This is a genomic window from Selenomonadales bacterium 4137-cl, from assembly GCA_032334055.1.
Lineage (GTDB): Bacteria > Bacillota > Negativicutes > Sporomusales > UBA7701 > Anaeroselena > Anaeroselena agilis.
On record JAUOZS010000001.1, the window covers coordinates 1,275,461 to 1,294,087 of the forward strand.

Sequence of the window (18,627 nt, forward strand, 5' to 3'; positions counted from 1 at the left end):
CCATAGAGCCAATCCAATCGCATCACCTCCCTTATTTAGGACACCAAAAAACCCATGACCGCTTTAGTCATGGGCTTGCGTGCTATCCTAAATTGTCTTCGTGTTCCCTAGCGATTTTTTCGACGTAGTACCAGACCATTAGAGCCTTAAAGGTGTCGATATCGTCAATCATATCCGAGCGGCGGAATTCCGCTACCATTGCACAGACGTTTTTATATCCTATCGCCTCCGCATCTTCATAAGCGGCATCCCATATTTCCTTTTCGAACCTGTTGAAAAGCTTTACCATGTCGCTATTGTAAGTAATGCCATAATAACCGCAGTCCGCCCCATGGCTTGCTATGTCGGAAAGACTATCCTTGAGATTCGCCATAATCCACGCCCTCATGGTTTTCGCCCTAATAATCATGTTTCTGCCCCCTAAAATTTATTTGGACGGCCAAGCCGCCCCACCATCACTAGATATAAAAATCTAGTAATCGTGGGAGGGCTTGAATCAAGGGATACCGGAATCTGACTACCATTTCTCGCGCATGGGCTTCGCTCCGTCCGTCCCTTGTCCGCCTATAGCGTCCATCCGTTTGGCTACCGAATGGCGGCGGCTTGCTGCGGCAGGAGTATCGTTTGATACTGTAGCCGTGTGTTGTGGGCATATGTCAAGGTGCTGCCGTATCACCTCCCTGTCTATTGAACCGTTAACCGGGTCAGTCGGTACGGCTAAATAATATATTTAATCCGCTTGGCGTGTCAAGTGATACGAATAAAAAATAGGACTTTAGTCCCGGTGAGATAGGACTTTAGTCCTGGCCTGCGTGCAGTAGGTCGAGCGGCGGGGAGATGGAGAATTTCCCTACCGCAGAGTGTCTCTATGTACTATGGGGATATATCCAATAGAGAGATAAGACAATACAGTCATGTAATGCTAAATATATATCTAGCTAGAAAGGAGGTAACACGATATGCCTAAAGACCTAACACCAAAACAAGAGAAATTCGTAGAAGCATATATAGAGCATGGCAATGCAACAGAAGCAGTAATACAGGCGGGATATGATGTCAAAGACAGAACAGTAGCAAAGGCAGTAGGATGTGAAAACCTTACCAAGCCTTACCTTTCCAGAGAAGTAGAAAGAAGAAAAGAAGAATTATTGGAAAAAATGAGGTATCATGCTATTGATGCCTTAAATTGTTTAGTTGATACGATAAACGACGATGCTGCCCCCAGAGCCGTGCGAGTGCAGGCTAGTCGTGACCTTCTAGACCGCGTGGGACTTGGTGCGGAACAGAATATAAACATTACTGGGAGTCTATCCCATCACCATATAGCTAGTGTTCTTGACCGTGCTAGAGGTGTTATTGCAGAACGCCAACAGGGCAGGGAATAGTGGTAACGTAGGGGTATGATAGGCCACGAACCTGCATGATTACTGATATAATCGCCTCGTCGTCCATCAAGTGGCGTGTCGCGCATACCATTAAAATGCAGGCAGGCAGGTGGGTGGACGTAGGCGGACGGCGGGTGTGATCGAGCAGGCAGGCCCCCGGGGGTGTTCGCCTGGACGGCCCCGCGCCCTCGCGGCGCACGCGGTTCCAATCGTGGGTTATATCCCATTTTAAGGTTCCTTTTAAACCTTCACCTTGGTAGGATTTTTTTTCAATGGGTTCCTATAGTGATTTTTAGTCCCATGGGTGGGTAGGTATTTTTTTCAACTGGTTCCATCTGGGTTCCCATATGGTTCCAATAGGAGGAGATTATGAATATAGAAAATCCGTTGCATCTCGGTAGCCTAATCATTATGGTTGGGTTCCCATTAAGCGGTAAAAGTACATTGGCAAGAAAGTGTGCCGAGGCACAAAAGAAGGTTGCCATTGTTTGTAGTGATGGTTCGTACCCTATTGAAAGAGGGTTATACGGTTATAGTCGATGCCACCAATACTACTGTTGAACGCCGTAAGATGTGGAGGGCAATGGCGAAGGAGTTTAATCAAAAGCTAGTTATGTTTTTGGTGGATACGCCTGCGAGTGTATGCCACGAAAGAAACAATGAGTTGCAGCGGCTTGATCCCAAGATTATCGATAGGATGTCTTCTCAATATGAAGTCCCCACCCTCGATGAGGGTCTTATTTTTACCCAAGAGTTTGTCGAGAAATATCTTGGTTGAGGAGGTAAATATGACCAAACACTTTAGATACTTATGGTATGTTCTAAGGCATAAATGGTACGTCTTTATCGAGTGTTGCAAAATGGGGATACCTTGGCGGGGCGTTGTTCACGATCTGAGTAAGTTCTCCCCCACTGAGTGGTTTCCATATGTCGAAACGTTCTACGGCGATAAACCATCACCGAGAGATTCAACTGGAGCCTATGACCCTAGTAAGGTCGGAGGCTCTTTTGATTTGGCGTGGCTACATCACCAACATTGCAATCCGCATCATTGGCAATGGTGGGTATTGCGCGGCGACCAGGATGCACAGAAGATACTGCCGATGCCAGACCAATATCGCAAGGAGATGCTTTGTGATTGGCGCGGAGCTGGTAGGGCGCAGGGCAAACCGGACACCAAGGCTTGGTATCTAACTAACAAAGATAAGATGGTTCTTCATCCCGACACTAGGTCGTGGATTGAGCAACAGTTGGATTTATAAAAAAAATAGACTTCCGTGGAAAATTTCTCCTTGACTTGTTGAACCGTTTGAAGTATCATAAGATACAGAAACAGGTTCAAATGAAACGGGAGGAGAAATGCCACATGAAGTACAGAGAGAAAATGATATTGTTGGTCGATGGTGATATCCGTCACGACGATATCGACATGGTCACCATGATGTGCGTTGACCGCATCGAAAATGCGTACAAGCAGGTGACTGGTAAGGAGATCGAGTTGAATCCCAAGGTTCTCGACATCGAAGTCGGTGTTGGCCTTGACCTCAACTCCAAGATGCAGGTCATCCAGGTGATCGCCGAGTACGACCCTGCGGGAGTATGTGCAAAGTGTGGTGCTTGCCGATGATTCAGTTAGGCCAGAAGGGCAGAGACAAGATAACCGGCTTTGAGGGTATCATCACCGCCAGAGTCCAGTACCTTTATGGTTGCGACCAGTATGGACTGGCTCCGGCTGCCGTGGAAGGCAAGATCGGCGATACCCAGTTCTTCGATGAAGGCCGGATCGAGATCATCGGCCGGGGCATTCTGCCGGAGGAAGTACAGGTTCAAAAACCCGGCGGTGTCCAAAGGGATTGTCCTAGATAAGTAACTGGGGCGGCGTGATGGGAACACGCTGAAATAGTTCTCTGCCATTGGGTGATACTTCTCGGAAGTCTCTGCCGATGGGTGATAGCGAAGCCGGTTCGAATCCGGCCCCCAATATTCACATGGCGCATTGGTCAAGTGGCTAAGATAACAGACTTTCAATCTGTGGTCGGTGGGTTCGACTCCCCCATGCGTCACCAAATTCTAGGCCGGTGGTGAAATGGTATCACGGCAGTCTCCAAAACTGCAATTCTAGGTTCAATTCCTAGTCGGTTTGCCAACGCCACCATAGCATAATGATAGTGTCTCTGCCTTGTAAGCAGGTGGATGTAGGTTTAAGTCCTACTGGTGGCTCCAACTGGGCGAGAGCCGAATATTGGTTAAGTCGGCGCGGACTGTAAATCCGTAGTCTGCTAGACAGGGTGGTGGTTCAATTCCATCCTCGCCCACCAAGAAAATTACCGCCCTTCGGGGCGGTTGTTTTATAAGGAGGTAACCATGAATAGGGACTGGTTTTATCCGAAGCTTGTTTACATCGCCGAACAGTATCTACATACGAAGCTTATTTTCTTCGGTCCGGACTTAGAGGACTTTTCCTTCAACGAGTGCGGCGAGAACAAGTGGTTACCGTCCATCTGTCTGGTTACCACCGACAGTGAAGCCCATAAGCGATTACTGGTCATCGGTATACCCTGCATCCTCCGGAAGTTCGGAGGGGCGTGCATTACATTCACAATAGGAGGTAAGTAATGGACGAACACAAGAAGATTGTACTTGAAGGACTAACTAGGAACGAGAAGATGTTCGGCAAACGGTATTGCCCCTGCAAGCTTGCCCACACCGATGACAACGTCTGCCCCTGTAAGGAATACAGGGAAGAAGGTCATTGCCATTGCGGCCTATTCGAAGACAAGCTACCGAAGGTGGTCAATGTCGCCAAGTCGCATTACGGTCTTTGTCAACGATGCGTCTTCGATCCTCGACATGATACCCATTGCGTGCCTTGCACCATGGGTGAATGCTTCGTATCGGTCAGACCCGACCACAGACCGTCAGAACTTCGCCGGATCGCAAGGGAGGATGTGCAGGGCGACTTCGATGTAGGGGTGGTGGTTCCCATGGGGCTTGGTTCTTTGGAATCGGATTCCTATCCATCGCCATCTTCTTCGCCGCAGCCTTCTTCGGATTCAGAAGACTTTAGTTTTGGAGGTGGTTCCGGTGGTGGGGGTGGTGCATCTCGTGGATGGGACACGGATACTACCGATAGAAGTACTATGGAATCCAGTCCCTCGTTTGATTCCTGCGACTCCGGAAGTAGTTTCGACTCCGGCAGCTCCAACTCTGACTATTAAATGTAAGGATTGCCCTTATAAACCAAAAGCGTACCAGGGCATGGAAAGCTACTAAGATTGTTATGCGTGTCAATCAATAGAAGAGATGAGAGGATAAGACAATGGCGATTATAGGTTGGTATTACCTCCATATTAATGGGGATTTAATTTATAAGCGTGAGTTGGGGGATACAGCGGCAGATATCCGCGAAAGCGATATGGCACGAATGTTGTGGCCTATAGACCCCACAAACCGCGCAACTGCTTGGAGAATCCTTGTTGAGGCACTTGCACTAGGAGCCAATAGACAAAGAATCAATGATTTGGTGGAAAAGTGGGGTTGTAACAACAAAGATGCCCATAACTATGCAGATTATTGTGGTCTAAATCTTTTTCAAGATGGCAACTCCTGGTGTGCTACTCGTCAAGATTTTATCAACCTTCAAGAATCGCCATCCGGATTCGGAGATACATGCCTTGAGGCAATGGCAGACCTATGTAAATCATTAGGTTATAGGCCAAGCAAAATGTGGGGCGCCTCATTTGAAGACTTGGTAAGGGGTAACATTGGTGGACAATAAAAATCCAATGACAGAATCTGATGTAATTCGGGCATTAGCTAGGTATTGTAGAGATCGCAAATTCAGATTTTTTGCCCATGTCAAGGATGGTAGCTATTACAACCGCCAACAAAGGATACTTGATGGGTTTGTGGTTAAAGAACGACAGTTCTTAAACCCAGTCACCGAGGGCTTTGAGGTAAAAGTAAGCCGAAGCGATTTTCTCCGGGACGATAAGTGGCAAGAGTATCTGCCGGTCTGCACATCTTTCTATTTTGTGGTTCCAGAAGGAATGGTAACTACTGATGAAGTTCCCGAAGGTATAGGGTTGATCTACTGCAATGAGCGCGGAATATTAACAATCATCAAAAAGGCGCGTCGGCGGGATTTGGATCAGGCAAGGCTTTTTGAGATTTTCAAGTATCTAGTGTATAACCGAACCTACTCAGAAACTGAGAAGGTTAAGGCAGCCGCTAGAAAAGTTCGCAGGGCTGAACGAGGCTTGGAAGAGGCTCAGAAAACAATAAAGAACTGGCGTGACAGATACTATGATGTTAGCAATGAGTTACATACGCTCAAGCGGACACTCCAACGTCACTAACTATCAACTAACTAACTATAGTTAGTATATATTTAGTAAGGAGAAGATAAAAAGAAAACCTCCCGCAAGGGAGGTTTTCTTTATGCCTAGAATTTGACGTTCAATCCGAAGCCGAAGCCTTTGACATCGTAGTCGAACTTGGGAGTCAGATTGTCCAGTTCAAGCTTGTTTACCTTGACTCCACGGTAACTGACATTGAACTCGGCGTTTTCCCAGACCTTGGTGGATAGGCCGACTTCCCAGTTGAAGAGGTCGGAGCCTGCACCGATGGAGGCGTATCCTGTGAGGTTGTTACCCAGAGGAGCCTTGCCGATCAGACCAACCTGCACCTTGTTCTTGTTTTTACCGCCGTAGGTGGTAGCACCTTCTTCGATGGTCAACTTCGATTGGGTGAAGCCGATGTAGGCCGCGAGGTTCTTGTCCAAAGTGTAGAGGATGTTGGCCTCTTTGAAGTAGGCTTTGTCGGTTTCAGGGTTGCCGCCCTGGTTTGTCCAAGTCTTGCCTGTCGTATCCCATTGACGGTACTGGATGCCCCACTTATCGGCTATCCCTATTGTTACGCCGAAGTCGAGGTTGCCTTTACCTTTGGGATCGACACTACCGCTATCGTTGGACAGTTTCATCGACGGGCCGGTGCGGTATGTAAGGTCGATTCCAACCTTACCCGGAGCCAGATCGGTGACAGGACTTGCGAAGGCGGTTACTGAGAAGACAAGCAGAAAGACCATGGAAAGAATCACTTTTTTCATCTACTGAACCCCTTTCTTTGTTTTGATTACATCCGCATCAGCGAACGTATCAATTGATTCATTTACAGTATACAGCGACACAAATGTCGATGTCAAACTAAAAATTTCCTTTTGGAGGTAATTATGCCGATTTATGAGTTTCAATGTACTGAATGTGGCAGAGTGTTTGACATGCTTTGCAAAGTAAACACGGATGATGACAAGCAAGTTAAGTGCGTCTGCGGCGGCGAAGCCAAGAAGACTATGGGTTCATATAAGGCAATCGCCCATAGACTCCCCAATGGTCACCATGCCGCCAAGGGGTATTAGGGGTGTAATATGTGACCGTATTTGACGAACAAAGGATGGTTGATGAAGCCGTAGCTGCCATGGAACTAGCCATGGAGTCTGTGGTAAACTTCCGCCGGATATACCTGCCGGGTGTCGATGAGCGACCTCCGGCTTTTTTTCATTATGAGTGGGATAGGATTCTGCTTCACGGCAACAAGCACTTCGCCATTGAAGCCTTCCGCGAGTGCGGAAAGTCATCGATTATTCGGGCGTTCCTGCTTCACCGACTGATGTTCCCCACGTTGGCCTGCGACTATATCATCCTCATCCTTGCTACTCAGAGGAAAGCCTCACAACGGCTCAAGGAGATAGCGGACGAATACCTGTCCAATCCCATCTTCAAGCACAACCTCATCGAGGTCAAAGAGCAAAGCCAGAACGCCTTCTGCGTTTTGGTCAAAGACCTTTGGGGTAATCCGATTGAAATCCGCCTTGAAGCCTACGGCAAGGGAGCGTCGATTCGCGGCGCCGTCTACAAAGACAAGCGTCCCCGCCTTTTGATTCTCGACGATCCCCAGGATACTGAGGATGCCAAGTCGGATACCGTACAAGACAATGACTGGGAATGGTTCCTCTCCGATGTCAAGTTCCTCGGCGAGAACTGTCGTATCTTCGTCATTGGCAACAACCTTGGCGCGGCCTGCCTCATCGAGCAAATCTTCCTCAACAAAGATAGGCTAGGCTTCGAAACCAAACGGATACCGATAATGAAGGACGGCGTGCCTACCTGGCCGGAGCGGCATAGCATCGAGAACATCCTCGCAGAACGCACCGCCTATGAGGAAATGGGCAAGATCGATGTGTGGTTCCGCGAGAAGATGTGCGAAGCGATAGCCCCCGGAAGCCAGATATTCCGCGAGGACATGATAAAGTTCTACGACCCAAAGAAGATTAACCTCGGCGAACTCTCCATCTACATCACCATTGACCTCGCCATCTCCCAGAGGAAAGAGGCAGACAACACGGTCATCCTCGTGACCGGAGTCAACTCCCAGAACCATTGGTTCGTCATCGACGGAGCCGTAGGCCACTTCTCGCCTACAGAAACTATCGAGCATATCTTCCGCCTAGTCTCTAGGTACGGTATCAAGATAGTCGGTCTGGAGAAGGTCGGCTACCAGGCCGCTCTGGAAGACTTCATCAATAAGGAGATGCAGGAACGGAACATCTGGTTCCGTGTCGAACCCCTCAGAGCAGAGGGTAAAAAAGAAGAACGTATCCGGATGCTCCAACCAAGGTTTACGGTAGGAACCATATGGTTCTCGCCGACTTTACCTTGGTTTAATATTTTCAAGGCCGAATTCCTGTCCTTCCCCAAGGGGCTTCACGACGATGTCCTTGACACCTTGGCCTATGTGGAGCAAATAGCCAAAGCACCGTCGAGGTCGGCGGTAAAACGTAAGCCAGGGTCAATCCCCTTGGCAGGAAGTATGTAGGAGGTGAGTTAGTGGGAATTGAGATTAAGCTAAAGCCGAAGAAGCTTCAAGAGTTATCGGACAATCTCGATAAGGAACTCAAGGAACTGGAAGACCAGTACGAAACTGATATCGAGGGGCCACTCATTCGGCGGCGGCAACTGTACGAGGCCGATCAGAACTACTACAAGCAAAAGTACCCGAAGTTGTCCCCCATCTCTGACCTGACGGCAAGTGATGTGCAGGATACTATCGAATGGGCACTCCCCAGTCTGATGCGGATCATGTTCCAGTCGGACGATGTCATCGCCCTCCGTGGTACGAATGTCGAAAACGACAAGAACGCCAAGGTACACCAAGACCTCATCAATTTCCAACTGCAACGCCACGCCAATGGATTCCTGTTGTTCTATGACTGGTTCAAAGCAGCTCTCATGGATAACGTGGGCATCCTCAAGGCTTGGTGGGAACGTGACGAGGACATTGAATTGTTTGAGGTTACCGCCGACGAAGGCCAGTTGATGCAATGGAGAGCCGATACCAAGTACCGGGTGGTGAAAGCCGAACAGGTTGCCCCCGGTATTTTTACTGTCCAATATCAACTTATCAAGAAGGTCAACAAAAACCAACCGGAGTTCGCCGTCATCTCTCCGGCAGAGTTCCGCTATGATGGCAAGGCCAAGAACATCAACGAGGCCAAGCTTGTAGCCCAGAGGATGGTTGTTACCGCCGACTGGCTCCGCCGCCGCGAGAAGGAAGGTACTATCGAGAACCTTGCCAAGGCTCTCAAGGATTACGGTACTGGTGAAACCAAGAAGCGGACGAACCTTGAAACCTATCTTCTGTCCGCCACTATCGACAACGATACGCCGGATACAGAGGAAGCTAAGAAGGAGTATGTCTACTATGAGTGCTTCTGGGAAACGGACGTAGACGGCGATGGTCTTTTGGAGAAGGTTATCGTCGGTAAGGTCGGCAAGACCATTGTCCGCCTTGAGAATAACACGCTAGGCCGACATCCGTTCTTTGTTATCTCGCCGATCCGTGAGCCGTACCGTGTGTGGGCGAAGCGCGGCCTATGCGACCTCATCGGTGAGATTCAAGACCTCAAGACCGCCTTATTTAGGCAGGCGGTATACAATATCGCCCTAGCCAACGATAAGCAGGCGTTCATTAACGTGGATGTCATGCTTGACGAGAATGAGTTCATTGAAGGCCGCAAGGCGGTTCGTGTCTCCGGCAACCCCAAGGATGCCGTGTACTGGATGCCGCATGAAACCATTGAAGGCATCGTCTTCCAGTTCGTAGAGCTGGCGGATGCCCTCAAGGAGAACCGGACCGGTATCACCCGCTATAACCAAGGGATGCAGGCCGATACCTTAAACAAGACCGCGACCGGGATTAGCCGCATCATGGACGCAAGCCAACAAAGGCTTGAAATGATTTTGCGGATGTTTCTGGAGACTGGTGTCAAGGACTTGTTCCGATTCCTCATTTCTCTGAACCAGAAGTTCATTGACCAAGCCACAGTTATCCGTATCGCCGATCAGACTCTGACCATCACTCCGGATGACCTCCGTGGCGAGATTGATATTGTCGTTAATGCTGCCCTTGCCCTTGGTTCCAAGGAGGCACGAATGGAGAAACTCCAGACTTTGCTTGCCTCGTACCAACAGGCAATTCCGGCAGGCATTGCGAGTGTCAAACACGCCGCATTCGTCTTCGGCAAGATGGTAGAGGAGATGGGCTATAAGAATCTGCCCGACTTCTGTTTTTCGCCGGATGAAGCACAGGCCAACTTTGAACAACAACAAGAGGCCGCGGCCCAGGGGGCGCAACAACAGGCGGAAATGCAGATGCAGGTTGAGCAGATGAAGGTTCAGATGCAAGGCCAAATCCAGTTGGAATTGGAGAAGATGCGTCTGCAAGCCCAAGCGGAGATCGAGATGGCTAAACAGAAATTCCAACTTGAAATGGAGATGATTAAGCAAAGAGGAAACCTTGAAGGCAAAATCGTGGATGCAGAGATCGCCGCATCCACCGCCCAACCTACCCAACCCAAAACTGAGGAAAGGGGACCCTCGGTAAGTATTTCTTACCGCGACCTCCCTGCGAGTGGTAAGGTGCAGGCCGCAAGCGAGGCTAACATCACCATCTCTGAGGAGGAAGTAAAGGCCAATGACCAACAGTCAAGACAGGCAAGCACGCCTAATGGAAGTGTATCAAAGGGGACTAGCGGCGGAAACCGCCCTAGCGTACCTTGATGATTACTTCGCCAAAGAGCGTGCCAGGGTAATCAAGGTCATGCTTGACGCAGAAGACGCAGACCTCCCCGCTTGCCGCAAGGTGGTCAAGGAAATTGACCGCATCGAAAAAGATATGCTTCTTCATATTAGGCAGGCCGGAGAAGCCATTGAGGAGTTGAGGAGAAATCAAGCCTAAACAGAAGACCTCCGATAGGATTCCGCTCCGCTATGCAGGCTTCGACTACACTATCATCCTGGAGCCGAATCCGCACCGTGATGTGGCTTGTTACGGCTATTTTGATGCCGATGACCTTGAAATCCGCATCAATACAAACTTCAAAGTGCCGTGGCAGGCAGTAACCCTGTGGCACGAACTCCTGCATATGGTTATCCACCATATGGCGATACCTGTGCCGGATAAAATCTTGGAAGAGGTTGTCGATAAGTTGGCACATGGATTGTTCCAACTCTTCAACGACAACCCGCATATCCGTTCGCTCATGTTTCCAAGGGGGAAGTAGTAGTCAGTCTCTTCCCCCACAAAGCAAGCTAGTAAGCTAGGAACACCCGGTGAACTCCGGACTCCGATGCTACTAGCTATATTTATTTAGCAGGGAACACCCGGTAACCACCCCGGACTCCCAAGGAGGAAAACATGGATATCAACAAATTCGACCTGCAACTTTTCAATGACGGTGAAGGCAATGATGGTACACCCGTAGATGGTGGTCAGGCGCAGGCCACCGACAACTCGGACACCGCCAGTTCCGTAAGCACCGCAGAAGAACTGTTGAATGGGCCGGAGGCATTCGTTATCGACGAGCAAGGGAACTTCAAATGGCTTACCGGAAAGGAAGCCGAAGAAGCCCTCAAGTCGAAACAGTCTACCCCTGCCGCAACCTCTGACACCGAAGGCTCTACGCCTAATCCGGCTGCCGCCGAAGAACAACCCTCCGGGGACTCTGACGGCACGGCAGACGCGGGCGACCAGAACCTCGTCACGGTCAAGGTTGACGGTCAGGAGGTAAAGGTTCCTCTTGAGGAAGCCCTCCGTGGCTATATCCGCCAAGAGAAATTCACTCGTGAGATGCAGAAACTCGCGGAGGAACGGAAGCAGATCGAGTCGATGCGGCAAAAACCCCCGCAGACCGAAAACCCCCCGGCAGGCGACAAGCCTAATCCCTTCGAGCAGAATGCAACTGACGATGTCCCCCCGATTGACAAAGTCAACTTCGCTGATTTCCGCCAGACCAACGACTACATCACTAAGCGTGCCATTGCCGAAGCCAAGAAGGAACTTGGCGTAGACCAACTCTTAGAGGTTGAATTCTCCCATATTGCCGCCTTCCAACAGGCGCGTGATAAGGTGGCTCAAGAAGTCAGCCAGTACATCGACAGAGGCCGGAGTCTCAACAACCTTGAACGGGAATTGAGAGCCGAAGAGCCTGCTTTCGATGAGGTCTTTGAGTTTGCTATGTCCAAGGCCGACAAGCTTCCCCACAATGAGTATGTGGCGATTCAGAATGCGTTCAATACTGGCGACACCGCCACTATCCGTAAGTACTTTATGGATAGCCGCAAGGAGTATTACGCAAAACTGACTGGGGTTCCCACCACGCCCAAGCCTGTAGCCGTGGCACGAGGCGGAGAGAAGGATGCGTTGACTGAGTCGAGCAAGCCGAAAAAAGCCGACCCGACAGACCTTCGCGGAATGACCGCAGAAGAGCAACGCAAGTGGCTCATGGATAATGTCGGCGGCTTCTAATCAAGGAGTGACAAAGCATGGCTTCTCGTACTTACGAAACCGTAGGTCTGATTGAGGATATCTCCGATGTCCTGACCAACATCAGCCCCAAAGACACCCCCTACTACAGCATGTTCTCCAAAGGTGAAGCCACCGGAATGGAACATAGCTGGCTCACCGACTCCCTGCGTGCGCCCGGTGCCAATAAGCACGCCGAAGATGCCGACCTGGCCGCTGCCGCCGCGACTCCTCGCGTCAAGCTGACCAATAGCGTGCAAATCTTCCAGTCCGGTTACTGGGTAACCGAATCGCAGCAAGCCGTCCTCAAGGCCGCAGTAAAGGACGAACTCGGTCTGCAAATGCAGAAGTGTATGAAGGAACTGGCCTTGGACGTTGAGTGGGCGTATGTCAACCAGAACACCCGCGCCACTTCCGCCCAATCCACGGTTGGTCAACTCGGCGGCGTGCGGATGTTCAACGATGTCAATGTGATTGACAACGAAGGTACTCCCCGCGCCTTCGAAGAGGCTCTCGTGAATGACGCTATGGAAGCCCAATGGAAGAAGGGCGGCAACGCCGACTTCCTGTTCTGCTCCGGCAAGAACAAACGGACTCTGAGCGGCTTCACCGCCGGGACTACCAAGAACCGCGACATGACCGACAAGAAACTGGTGAACGTCATCGAAGTCTACGAAAGCGATTTCGGGACTGTTCGTACTATGGCTCACCGCCTGTACGATAACACCAGGATCGACATCCTCCAGACCGACCTGTTCCGCACCTGCTACCTCATCCCCTTCAAGCAGACCCCGCTGCCGAAGGACTCTCTCAAAATCGGCAAGAACATCAACGGTCAACTCACCCTTGAGTGCCGTACCAAAGATGCTCACGCCGCGATCATCGACCTCCAAGCCTAGTAAAGGAGATGGGGAGGGTCTATTCCCTCCCCTAACTTTGCATCATGTTCAAACAAACGCTATTTAGTGACCCATCTGACCGTACCATTCACCTCATTTCCAAAGTCGGAGATGAGGAATACAATGAGGTCTTGGACATGTTCCGCGAGAGGAGTCTGCAAGATAAGTTTCCCCTTGAGAAGACTGGCGCCCATAAGTTAGTGGCGGTACTGGATTTCTATGAGTTCCTCTGGAACCCACTCCTCCGCCAATGGGATATGCTCCTACGCAAAGGCGAAGTCCGTGAGGCCAGGAAGTATCTGAGGAGATATCTTGAGGAGCGTAACAAGGCCAAGTTCGCAAATATCTAGGGAGGTGAAATAGTTGATTCAGTTCACCAAGATTGTCAACGGCACGATTACTGCCAATACCCTCGACGGTGGTAACAAAATCACCTATATGGAGGGCGATTATGGTGTGGAATACGCTAACGGTCCGGCTCTGCCTACGGATGCCAAGCCTGGCGATATCATCTTCACCAAGAATACCAAAGCCGGTGAGATTGACGTATACCGCAAGGTTGAATACACCGGAGCAGGGTTCGTCTATACCAAACTGACTGCCGCTTCGTAGTCAGTTGGTGTAACCCTGTAGGAGGTGATATGGATGAAATTCAAGCGCCGTCGGTAATTTAGATAAGCGGAAGGTGAGGGGAGTGGCTCAATACCACTCCCCAATTTTTCTGCGTTGGAGGTGCAATGATTGAAAGGCAAACAAGTCATCGACACCATAAGCCTTATCGTCAAGAGGCAAGACCTTGACCGGTCCCTTGCCCTGTTTTTCGTAAATAGTATCACCAAGGACATCTTTCGTAGCACTTTCTGCTACAAGATGGTTTCCTATGTGACAGAACTCACCCCTGTCAATGGGGATGTCACAGTACCAAGGCTTAAAGACCCCCGGTATGTCGAGTTCAATCTTGACGGTCAAAAGACCTACTTAAAGCGGCTACAATCGTTTGAGCAGGTATTCTCCATATTTGGTGAGGTATCGCTTCTAGAGCCATACACCTTCGGCGTGCCGGAGTACTACATTGTGACAGAGTTTGGCATCAAGCTTTACCCCATTCCTACCGAAGGCCAAGTATCGGTATTCGGAGAGTTCTATCCGCAAGACCTCAAAGACGATGAGATTTCGGAGAATGTCTTCTCTGTGGAGATTCCCAATGTGCTTGTCTATCTGGCGGCATCCGAATACTTTGATATGCTTGGTGAACCAGATAAGGCAAAATATTGGAGAGAAAAGGGTGCAGCCCTTATGCAGAACTACTTCTCCCTTCTCAAACGTCAGAATACAAACAACACCGAAATGATGAACCGTGATCCTTGGGGCAACCTCGGCTATGACCGTGGCCTTGTACCAAGGACTTCCGGCATCACAATGGATGTTATAGATGGAGGTGAATGGTAATGGGTATTAGAATACGCCTTTTCCGTGGCAAAGAGGCGACCATACCCAAGCTTATGGTGGGTGAGCTGGCATTCACCACTGACACCAATAAACTTCTCTTAGGCACGGATGCAGGCAACCAAAGTTTCGCAACTGTCGTTCTGAATAACCATGTGCTAGATGCGATGGCCCACCCCGCTACCTCCATTACGATGCAGGCGGTATCCGGCCTACTGGCGACCAACGTGCAAGGCGGCTTCTCCGAAATAATGGGGATAATCAACAACCATCTGAATGACACCGATAATCCCCACGATGTGACCGTTGAACAGATAGGAGCGGAAACGCCGGAAGGTACTACCGAAAAAATCAATGATGCTATTGCCACTTTCGTGGAGTCTTTCGGTATCGGCGGAGATGCGGCTCCTCTCATCGGCGCCGATCTGAATGTGGCGGGGGCGACTGGCCTTTACTTCTGTTCCGGATGCACTAATACGCCTAGCGGGAAAGATGGCTATCTCATCAATGTGAAAAGGGCAACGGTGGGATACGACATCCAATTGTTCCTCAACGTCGATGGGACTGGTTATTTCTTCCGCTACATGGTAGCCAACACTTGGGGAGACTGGAATCAAGTTGCTACCATGGAGGATGTCATTAAGAGTGGGCAGGACGTAAGCGCCTCCGACATCAACAACCTTGGCGACAACGTAGGCTTCTTCTACGGTAGTGGGATGACTAATGCACCGGATAGTGGTTCGTGGTTCATTTATCAGAACTCGGTAGCCGATGGAGCCAACAAGGAGCAGACCGCAACCTCTTTCGCCGATGGTAAGACTTATAAGAGGGTCAAAACCGCAGGCGTATGGGGTGGTTGGAGATTTTCTCCGACCCTTAATGAACCCACGGAAGCGGAGCAGGGCAAGTTCCTTCGTGGAGACATGACTTGGCAGACCATTACTCCTGGTTCGATGTTGACCCTTGCCCACATGGCAAGCCCCCTCAACACCGCCCTTACCGATTACGATGTTTTGGCGAAGGCAAGTTTCCACGCCGAAGCGTCGAGGTTCAAGCCGACTATCAAGGTGCTTGTCTCCGAGAAGGGTAATGGTAATGTCAAGGTGGATGTGACCGATGGGACCAACACGGTGACGGCGGAAATGTTGAACAAGAACAACGCCAATTATGCCACCCAGACCGTAGACATCGACTGCTCCACCCTGCTTGACAACGCCGTCTGGACGGTAGTGCTATCCGGTAGGGCGGTGTCTGGTGAGTATGTAGTAAGCCGCCTCCTCGTGCAGGGTGTCCCTGCGGATGCGCTTGCCGATCTACCGCTTATCACTCAAACCCCCAACATGTCTGTGAACATGTCCTCACTAACTAAACTAGATATACGCAAGTTCCCTGTGAACATGGCGTATGACACGGCTTGTAAGTTGAGGGTTGTTGCCAAGGTGAGTCTCGATCCGGGAACCACCGCCGCCCTTGTGAAGTTCATTGCGACCTCTACGGATGGCACGCAGACCAGTATCCTCGACACCACCCTCTCCTACGATGCGAGTGGCATTCAGACCGCCCTTCTTGACTTCCCCAATGTTATTGCCCCTACGGTGAGCGTGGAGGTGCAGGGAGCCACTAACGGTAGCTTCCGTCTGGAGCATTGGGAAGTAAGGTTGGTGGTATAGATGCCCCTAGTAAATAGGTGGCCCCTCCTTTCCATTTTGAATGGGGGAGATGTCACTAGGGACATTATTGGAGGGTTAACCCTTACTAATTCCGGTGGAGTAACAATGGATTCAAGGGGTGCTTACTTTAACGGTTCCTCTTACCTTGGAACGGCTAGTAAGACTGTTCCCGCTAATTTTAGTATGTCCATCTGGGTTCGCCCCATTAGTTGGGGAAACGCCACCTTCTTCGCAACATGTGATAGTGGTGGAACCAATGCCACGATATATGGCATTTATGCCTCTGCCGGTAGTGTAAACTACTATGCGGGTTCAGCCGCTCACACATCCGAAGTAAGCGGGTGGAGTTCAAACATACTTACTCCCGAATTACTTACATTAGAAACAGTAGTGTGTAATACTTCCACTCCTACTCTAACGGGTTATCGTAATGGGGTTCAAGTAGCATCTGTGACATATGGTGGCGGGGGTGCGTCTTATCCTCTCGCCATTGGGCGACTTGGGGCTTATGCAGGATATTACTTCAATGGGTATCTCCAAGACGCTAGAATCTATGATACTTCCCTGAGTCCGAATGAAGTTATAGACCTGTACCGCAGGGGGCCAAACGACATCTATAACGTGTCGAGATATCACAAGAGTGGAATATATCTGCCTGCCTTGGCACGCAACGGTGGGTTCGGGAGGTGAGTCAGTGAAAAAGGTAGTTATCCCCACGAACTACATGGACCCCCGGTGGTACACCAGTCCCAACCATGTGAATGGTAGCTTCGGTTCTGACGGGACAAAGATACTGGTCACTTCCTTTGGGGGAGACAATGGAGACTGGCACGGCCCCGGCATTAAGATGAACCTCTCAGAGAAGATACCTCTCTGGCGCGACTTCTACATCATGTTTAGAGCCGCCATGACCGTTCAGACATCGTCAGGATATCTCAGTTCCAGTACCGTTGCCCTTATGAGCCAAGCGACCGTCCCCTTTAGGATGCAATGTTACGATGGTAACGCCGATGGGACAACTTCCTACACCTATGTCGATGGGCCGACTGGACATGTGCTTACTGACTCTACTAGCGGTGTCACCGCCGCCCGGACGGTTGAGTATCAAAATATCGGTGGAATATTGACGATTAGGCACAATGGTAGTCTACTCTATGCCGGAAACTATGCGCCGGGGTTTCAACAGTATCTTGACGCGATAGACATGTACACCTATCAGTACACCACTTACAGTACCTACCAATGTACCCTAGAGGCTTTTGAGTATTGGTACACCCCAGAGCCGCGCCGGGGGCCGACGATTTATTTGCCTGCAACCTACAAGGCATCGATGGGGAGGTGGTAGGATGGCGCAGATAATCCGACCCAACCTATGGAGCCAGGCAAAGTCAATCGGCTCGGTTACTATTACAAAGGACCAGGTGTACTACATCCAAGGTCAGCAAGCCCTCGCCGAGATGGGGAAGACCTCGGGGAAGTGGTTCTTCGAGGTCCAGTGGGTCACGGGTAGTGTAGCCGCCTTGGTCGCTGGAGTCTCCTGTCTCGGCTTCTCAGACTACAGGGGATGGTACGCCAATACCGGACAGCGAGTGTCTCCGAGTACCGGCTATCAAAACTGGGAGGGGACTGGGTACACTTACGGCGACTACATCGGCGTGGCTGTGGACCTCAATGAAGGGACCATTGGCTTCTACCGAAATGGAGTCTTCCGGGGGACCGCCTTCACTGACCTCAAGACTATGGTGGGGCTCATGTACCCCGGAGTGTGGGCGGGTGGTACAGGGAACTACACCATCAAGATAAACTCCGGCGCTCCGGGTAACACCTTCCAGTATCCTGCCCCATCCGGGTATAAACCATGGTGCATCGCAGGGGAGAATAACAATGCCCCATCCATGTACTTACCCAAAACCTATCGCAAACTTTAAGGAGGTACGAGCATGGCTCAACTTGTAAACAACCAGACCCAACTCCTCAATGTCAACCTGACTGGCACGACTAACACCGCCGTGTGTGGTCTACAGAACGGCTCTGAGGTGATTGTAGACCTTCGTGAGGCTATCTCCGGCGAACTCCAGATTAAGTTCGCCACCACGACTGGCGGCGCTTCGAACACCATTCGCGTGTTTGTCCAGCCGTCCTACAATGGGGTTGACTTCGTAGATCGCAACATCTCCCTCATGCGCGAAGTCGGCACTATCGTATGTCCCAACGACACGGCAGATCATATCGCAAGCTTGAACCTCACCGCTGACATGGTGGGGTATTCTTATGCCAAGGTCTGCTTCTACGCCAACGCCGCTTCGAATGTCACGGTCATCAAGGATGCCCGTTTCATCACCAGAGTTCCGGCGTAGTGAGATTGGC

The 18,627-nt window shown here is 50.5% G+C and carries 23 protein-coding genes and 4 tRNA genes; 23 read left to right on the forward strand and 4 right to left on the reverse strand.

The window, feature by feature from the left end; genetic code table 11:
* Positions 1 to 82: 82 nt before the first annotated feature.
* Positions 83 to 409 (reverse strand): hypothetical protein, encoded by a 327-nt coding sequence (locus Q4T40_06685; GenBank protein MDT8900919.1) that lies wholly within the window; start codon positions 407 to 409, stop codon positions 83 to 85.
* A gap of 550 nt (positions 410 to 959) precedes the next feature.
* On the opposite strand from Q4T40_06685, the gene Q4T40_06690 reads away from it, so the two are divergent.
* From Q4T40_06690 to Q4T40_06705, 4 genes are all read left to right on the forward strand, one after another.
* Positions 960 to 1,385, forward strand: a complete 426-nt coding sequence (locus Q4T40_06690) for a terminase small subunit (protein MDT8900920.1) — start codon at positions 960 to 962, stop codon at positions 1,383 to 1,385.
* Positions 1,386 to 1,878: 493 nt separating this feature from the next.
* Positions 1,879 to 2,163, forward strand: a complete 285-nt coding sequence (locus Q4T40_06695; protein MDT8900921.1) for an AAA family ATPase — start codon at positions 1,879 to 1,881, stop codon at positions 2,161 to 2,163.
* A 10-nt stretch (positions 2,164 to 2,173) separates the two neighbouring features.
* Positions 2,174 to 2,647 carry a DUF5662 family protein gene (locus Q4T40_06700; GenBank protein ID MDT8900922.1) on the forward strand — a complete coding sequence of 158 codons (474 nt, stop codon included), beginning with the start codon at positions 2,174 to 2,176 and terminating at the stop codon, positions 2,645 to 2,647.
* 128 nt (positions 2,648 to 2,775) lie between these two features.
* The gene (locus Q4T40_06705) at positions 2,776 to 3,012 is read left to right on the forward strand and encodes a hypothetical protein (GenBank protein ID MDT8900923.1); all 237 of its coding nucleotides are present in this window, start codon (positions 2,776 to 2,778) and stop codon (positions 3,010 to 3,012) included.
* Positions 3,013 to 3,017: 5 nt separating this feature from the next.
* Here Q4T40_06705 and Q4T40_06710 read toward each other — a convergent pair whose 3' ends face one another.
* Positions 3,018 to 3,299: a hypothetical protein gene (locus Q4T40_06710; GenBank protein ID MDT8900924.1), complete on the reverse strand. Its 282-nt coding sequence runs from the start codon at positions 3,297 to 3,299 to the stop codon at positions 3,018 to 3,020.
* A gap of 76 nt (positions 3,300 to 3,375) precedes the next feature.
* Between Q4T40_06710 and Q4T40_06715 the strand changes: the two genes are divergently transcribed.
* The 8 genes from Q4T40_06715 to Q4T40_06750 all read left to right on the forward strand — a co-directional run bounded on the left by Q4T40_06715 (position 3,376) and on the right by Q4T40_06750 (position 5,743).
* A tRNA-Glu gene (locus tag Q4T40_06715) sits at positions 3,376 to 3,451 on the forward strand.
* A gap of 6 nt (positions 3,452 to 3,457) precedes the next feature.
* Positions 3,458 to 3,531, forward strand: a tRNA-Trp gene (locus Q4T40_06720).
* A 2-nt stretch (positions 3,532 to 3,533) separates the two neighbouring features.
* Positions 3,534 to 3,608: transfer RNA gene (locus Q4T40_06725), tRNA-Thr, on the forward strand.
* 3 nt (positions 3,609 to 3,611) lie between these two features.
* Positions 3,612 to 3,703, forward strand: a tRNA-Tyr gene (locus Q4T40_06730).
* A gap of 46 nt (positions 3,704 to 3,749) precedes the next feature.
* The gene (locus tag Q4T40_06735) at positions 3,750 to 4,001 is read left to right on the forward strand and encodes a hypothetical protein (GenBank protein MDT8900925.1); all 252 of its coding nucleotides are present in this window, start codon (positions 3,750 to 3,752) and stop codon (positions 3,999 to 4,001) included.
* Positions 4,001 to 4,603, forward strand: coding sequence for a ferredoxin-thioredoxin reductase catalytic domain-containing protein (locus Q4T40_06740; protein MDT8900926.1), 603 nt, complete (start codon positions 4,001 to 4,003; stop codon positions 4,601 to 4,603). Before Q4T40_06735 ends, Q4T40_06740 begins: the two co-directional genes overlap by 1 nt.
* A gap of 101 nt (positions 4,604 to 4,704) precedes the next feature.
* Positions 4,705 to 5,163: a hypothetical protein gene (locus tag Q4T40_06745; GenBank protein MDT8900927.1), complete on the forward strand. Its 459-nt coding sequence runs from the start codon at positions 4,705 to 4,707 to the stop codon at positions 5,161 to 5,163.
* Positions 5,153 to 5,743, forward strand: a complete 591-nt coding sequence (locus Q4T40_06750; protein MDT8900928.1) for an MmcB family DNA repair protein — start codon at positions 5,153 to 5,155, stop codon at positions 5,741 to 5,743. Before Q4T40_06745 ends, Q4T40_06750 begins: the two co-directional genes overlap by 11 nt.
* 86 nt (positions 5,744 to 5,829) lie before the next feature.
* Here Q4T40_06750 and Q4T40_06755 read toward each other — a convergent pair whose 3' ends face one another.
* Entirely contained in the window at positions 5,830 to 6,492 is a 663-nt protein-coding gene (locus Q4T40_06755; GenBank protein MDT8900929.1) for an outer membrane beta-barrel protein, read from the reverse strand.
* Positions 6,493 to 6,812: 320 nt separating this feature from the next.
* On the opposite strand from Q4T40_06755, the gene Q4T40_06760 reads away from it, so the two are divergent.
* Both Q4T40_06760 and Q4T40_06765 read left to right on the forward strand, forming a co-directional pair.
* A complete protein-coding gene (locus Q4T40_06760; protein ID MDT8900930.1) occupies positions 6,813 to 8,258 on the forward strand; it encodes a hypothetical protein in 1,446 nt (481 codons plus the stop codon).
* Positions 8,259 to 8,269: 11 nt separating this feature from the next.
* The gene (locus Q4T40_06765; protein MDT8900931.1) at positions 8,270 to 10,501 is read left to right on the forward strand and encodes a hypothetical protein; all 2,232 of its coding nucleotides are present in this window, start codon (positions 8,270 to 8,272) and stop codon (positions 10,499 to 10,501) included.
* On the opposite strand, the gene Q4T40_06770 is transcribed toward Q4T40_06765, so the two are convergent.
* On the reverse strand, positions 10,488 to 10,673 hold the full coding sequence (locus Q4T40_06770) for a hypothetical protein (protein MDT8900932.1): 186 nt from the start codon (positions 10,671 to 10,673) through the stop codon (positions 10,488 to 10,490). The genes Q4T40_06765 and Q4T40_06770 overlap by 14 nt on opposite strands.
* Positions 10,674 to 11,138: 465 nt before the next feature.
* On the opposite strand from Q4T40_06770, the gene Q4T40_06775 reads away from it, so the two are divergent.
* From Q4T40_06775 to Q4T40_06815, 9 genes are all read left to right on the forward strand, one after another.
* Entirely contained in the window at positions 11,139 to 12,248 is a 1,110-nt protein-coding gene (locus tag Q4T40_06775) for a hypothetical protein (protein MDT8900933.1), read from the forward strand.
* 17 nt (positions 12,249 to 12,265) lie between these two features.
* Positions 12,266 to 13,144, forward strand: a complete 879-nt coding sequence (locus Q4T40_06780; protein ID MDT8900934.1) for a DUF5309 family protein — start codon at positions 12,266 to 12,268, stop codon at positions 13,142 to 13,144.
* Positions 13,145 to 13,281: 137 nt separating this feature from the next.
* A complete protein-coding gene (locus Q4T40_06785; GenBank protein MDT8900935.1) occupies positions 13,282 to 13,494 on the forward strand; it encodes a hypothetical protein in 213 nt (70 codons plus the stop codon).
* A gap of 13 nt (positions 13,495 to 13,507) precedes the next feature.
* Positions 13,508 to 13,756 (forward strand): hypothetical protein, encoded by a 249-nt coding sequence (locus Q4T40_06790; GenBank protein MDT8900936.1) that lies wholly within the window; start codon positions 13,508 to 13,510, stop codon positions 13,754 to 13,756.
* Positions 13,757 to 13,885: 129 nt separating this feature from the next.
* Positions 13,886 to 14,593: a hypothetical protein gene (locus tag Q4T40_06795; protein MDT8900937.1), complete on the forward strand. Its 708-nt coding sequence runs from the start codon at positions 13,886 to 13,888 to the stop codon at positions 14,591 to 14,593.
* Positions 14,593 to 16,260 carry a pyocin knob domain-containing protein gene (locus tag Q4T40_06800; protein MDT8900938.1) on the forward strand — a complete coding sequence of 556 codons (1,668 nt, stop codon included), beginning with the start codon at positions 14,593 to 14,595 and terminating at the stop codon, positions 16,258 to 16,260. The genes Q4T40_06795 and Q4T40_06800 overlap by 1 nt, the downstream gene beginning before the upstream one ends.
* A gap of 694 nt (positions 16,261 to 16,954) precedes the next feature.
* Complete coding sequence (locus Q4T40_06805) at positions 16,955 to 17,605, forward strand: hypothetical protein (GenBank protein MDT8900939.1); 651 nt, start codon at positions 16,955 to 16,957, stop codon at positions 17,603 to 17,605.
* Between the two features lies 1 nt (position 17,606).
* Complete coding sequence (locus Q4T40_06810; protein MDT8900940.1) at positions 17,607 to 18,188, forward strand: SPRY domain-containing protein; 582 nt, start codon at positions 17,607 to 17,609, stop codon at positions 18,186 to 18,188.
* A gap of 12 nt (positions 18,189 to 18,200) precedes the next feature.
* Complete coding sequence (locus Q4T40_06815; protein ID MDT8900941.1) at positions 18,201 to 18,617, forward strand: hypothetical protein; 417 nt, start codon at positions 18,201 to 18,203, stop codon at positions 18,615 to 18,617.
* Positions 18,618 to 18,627: the final 10 nt, after the last annotated feature.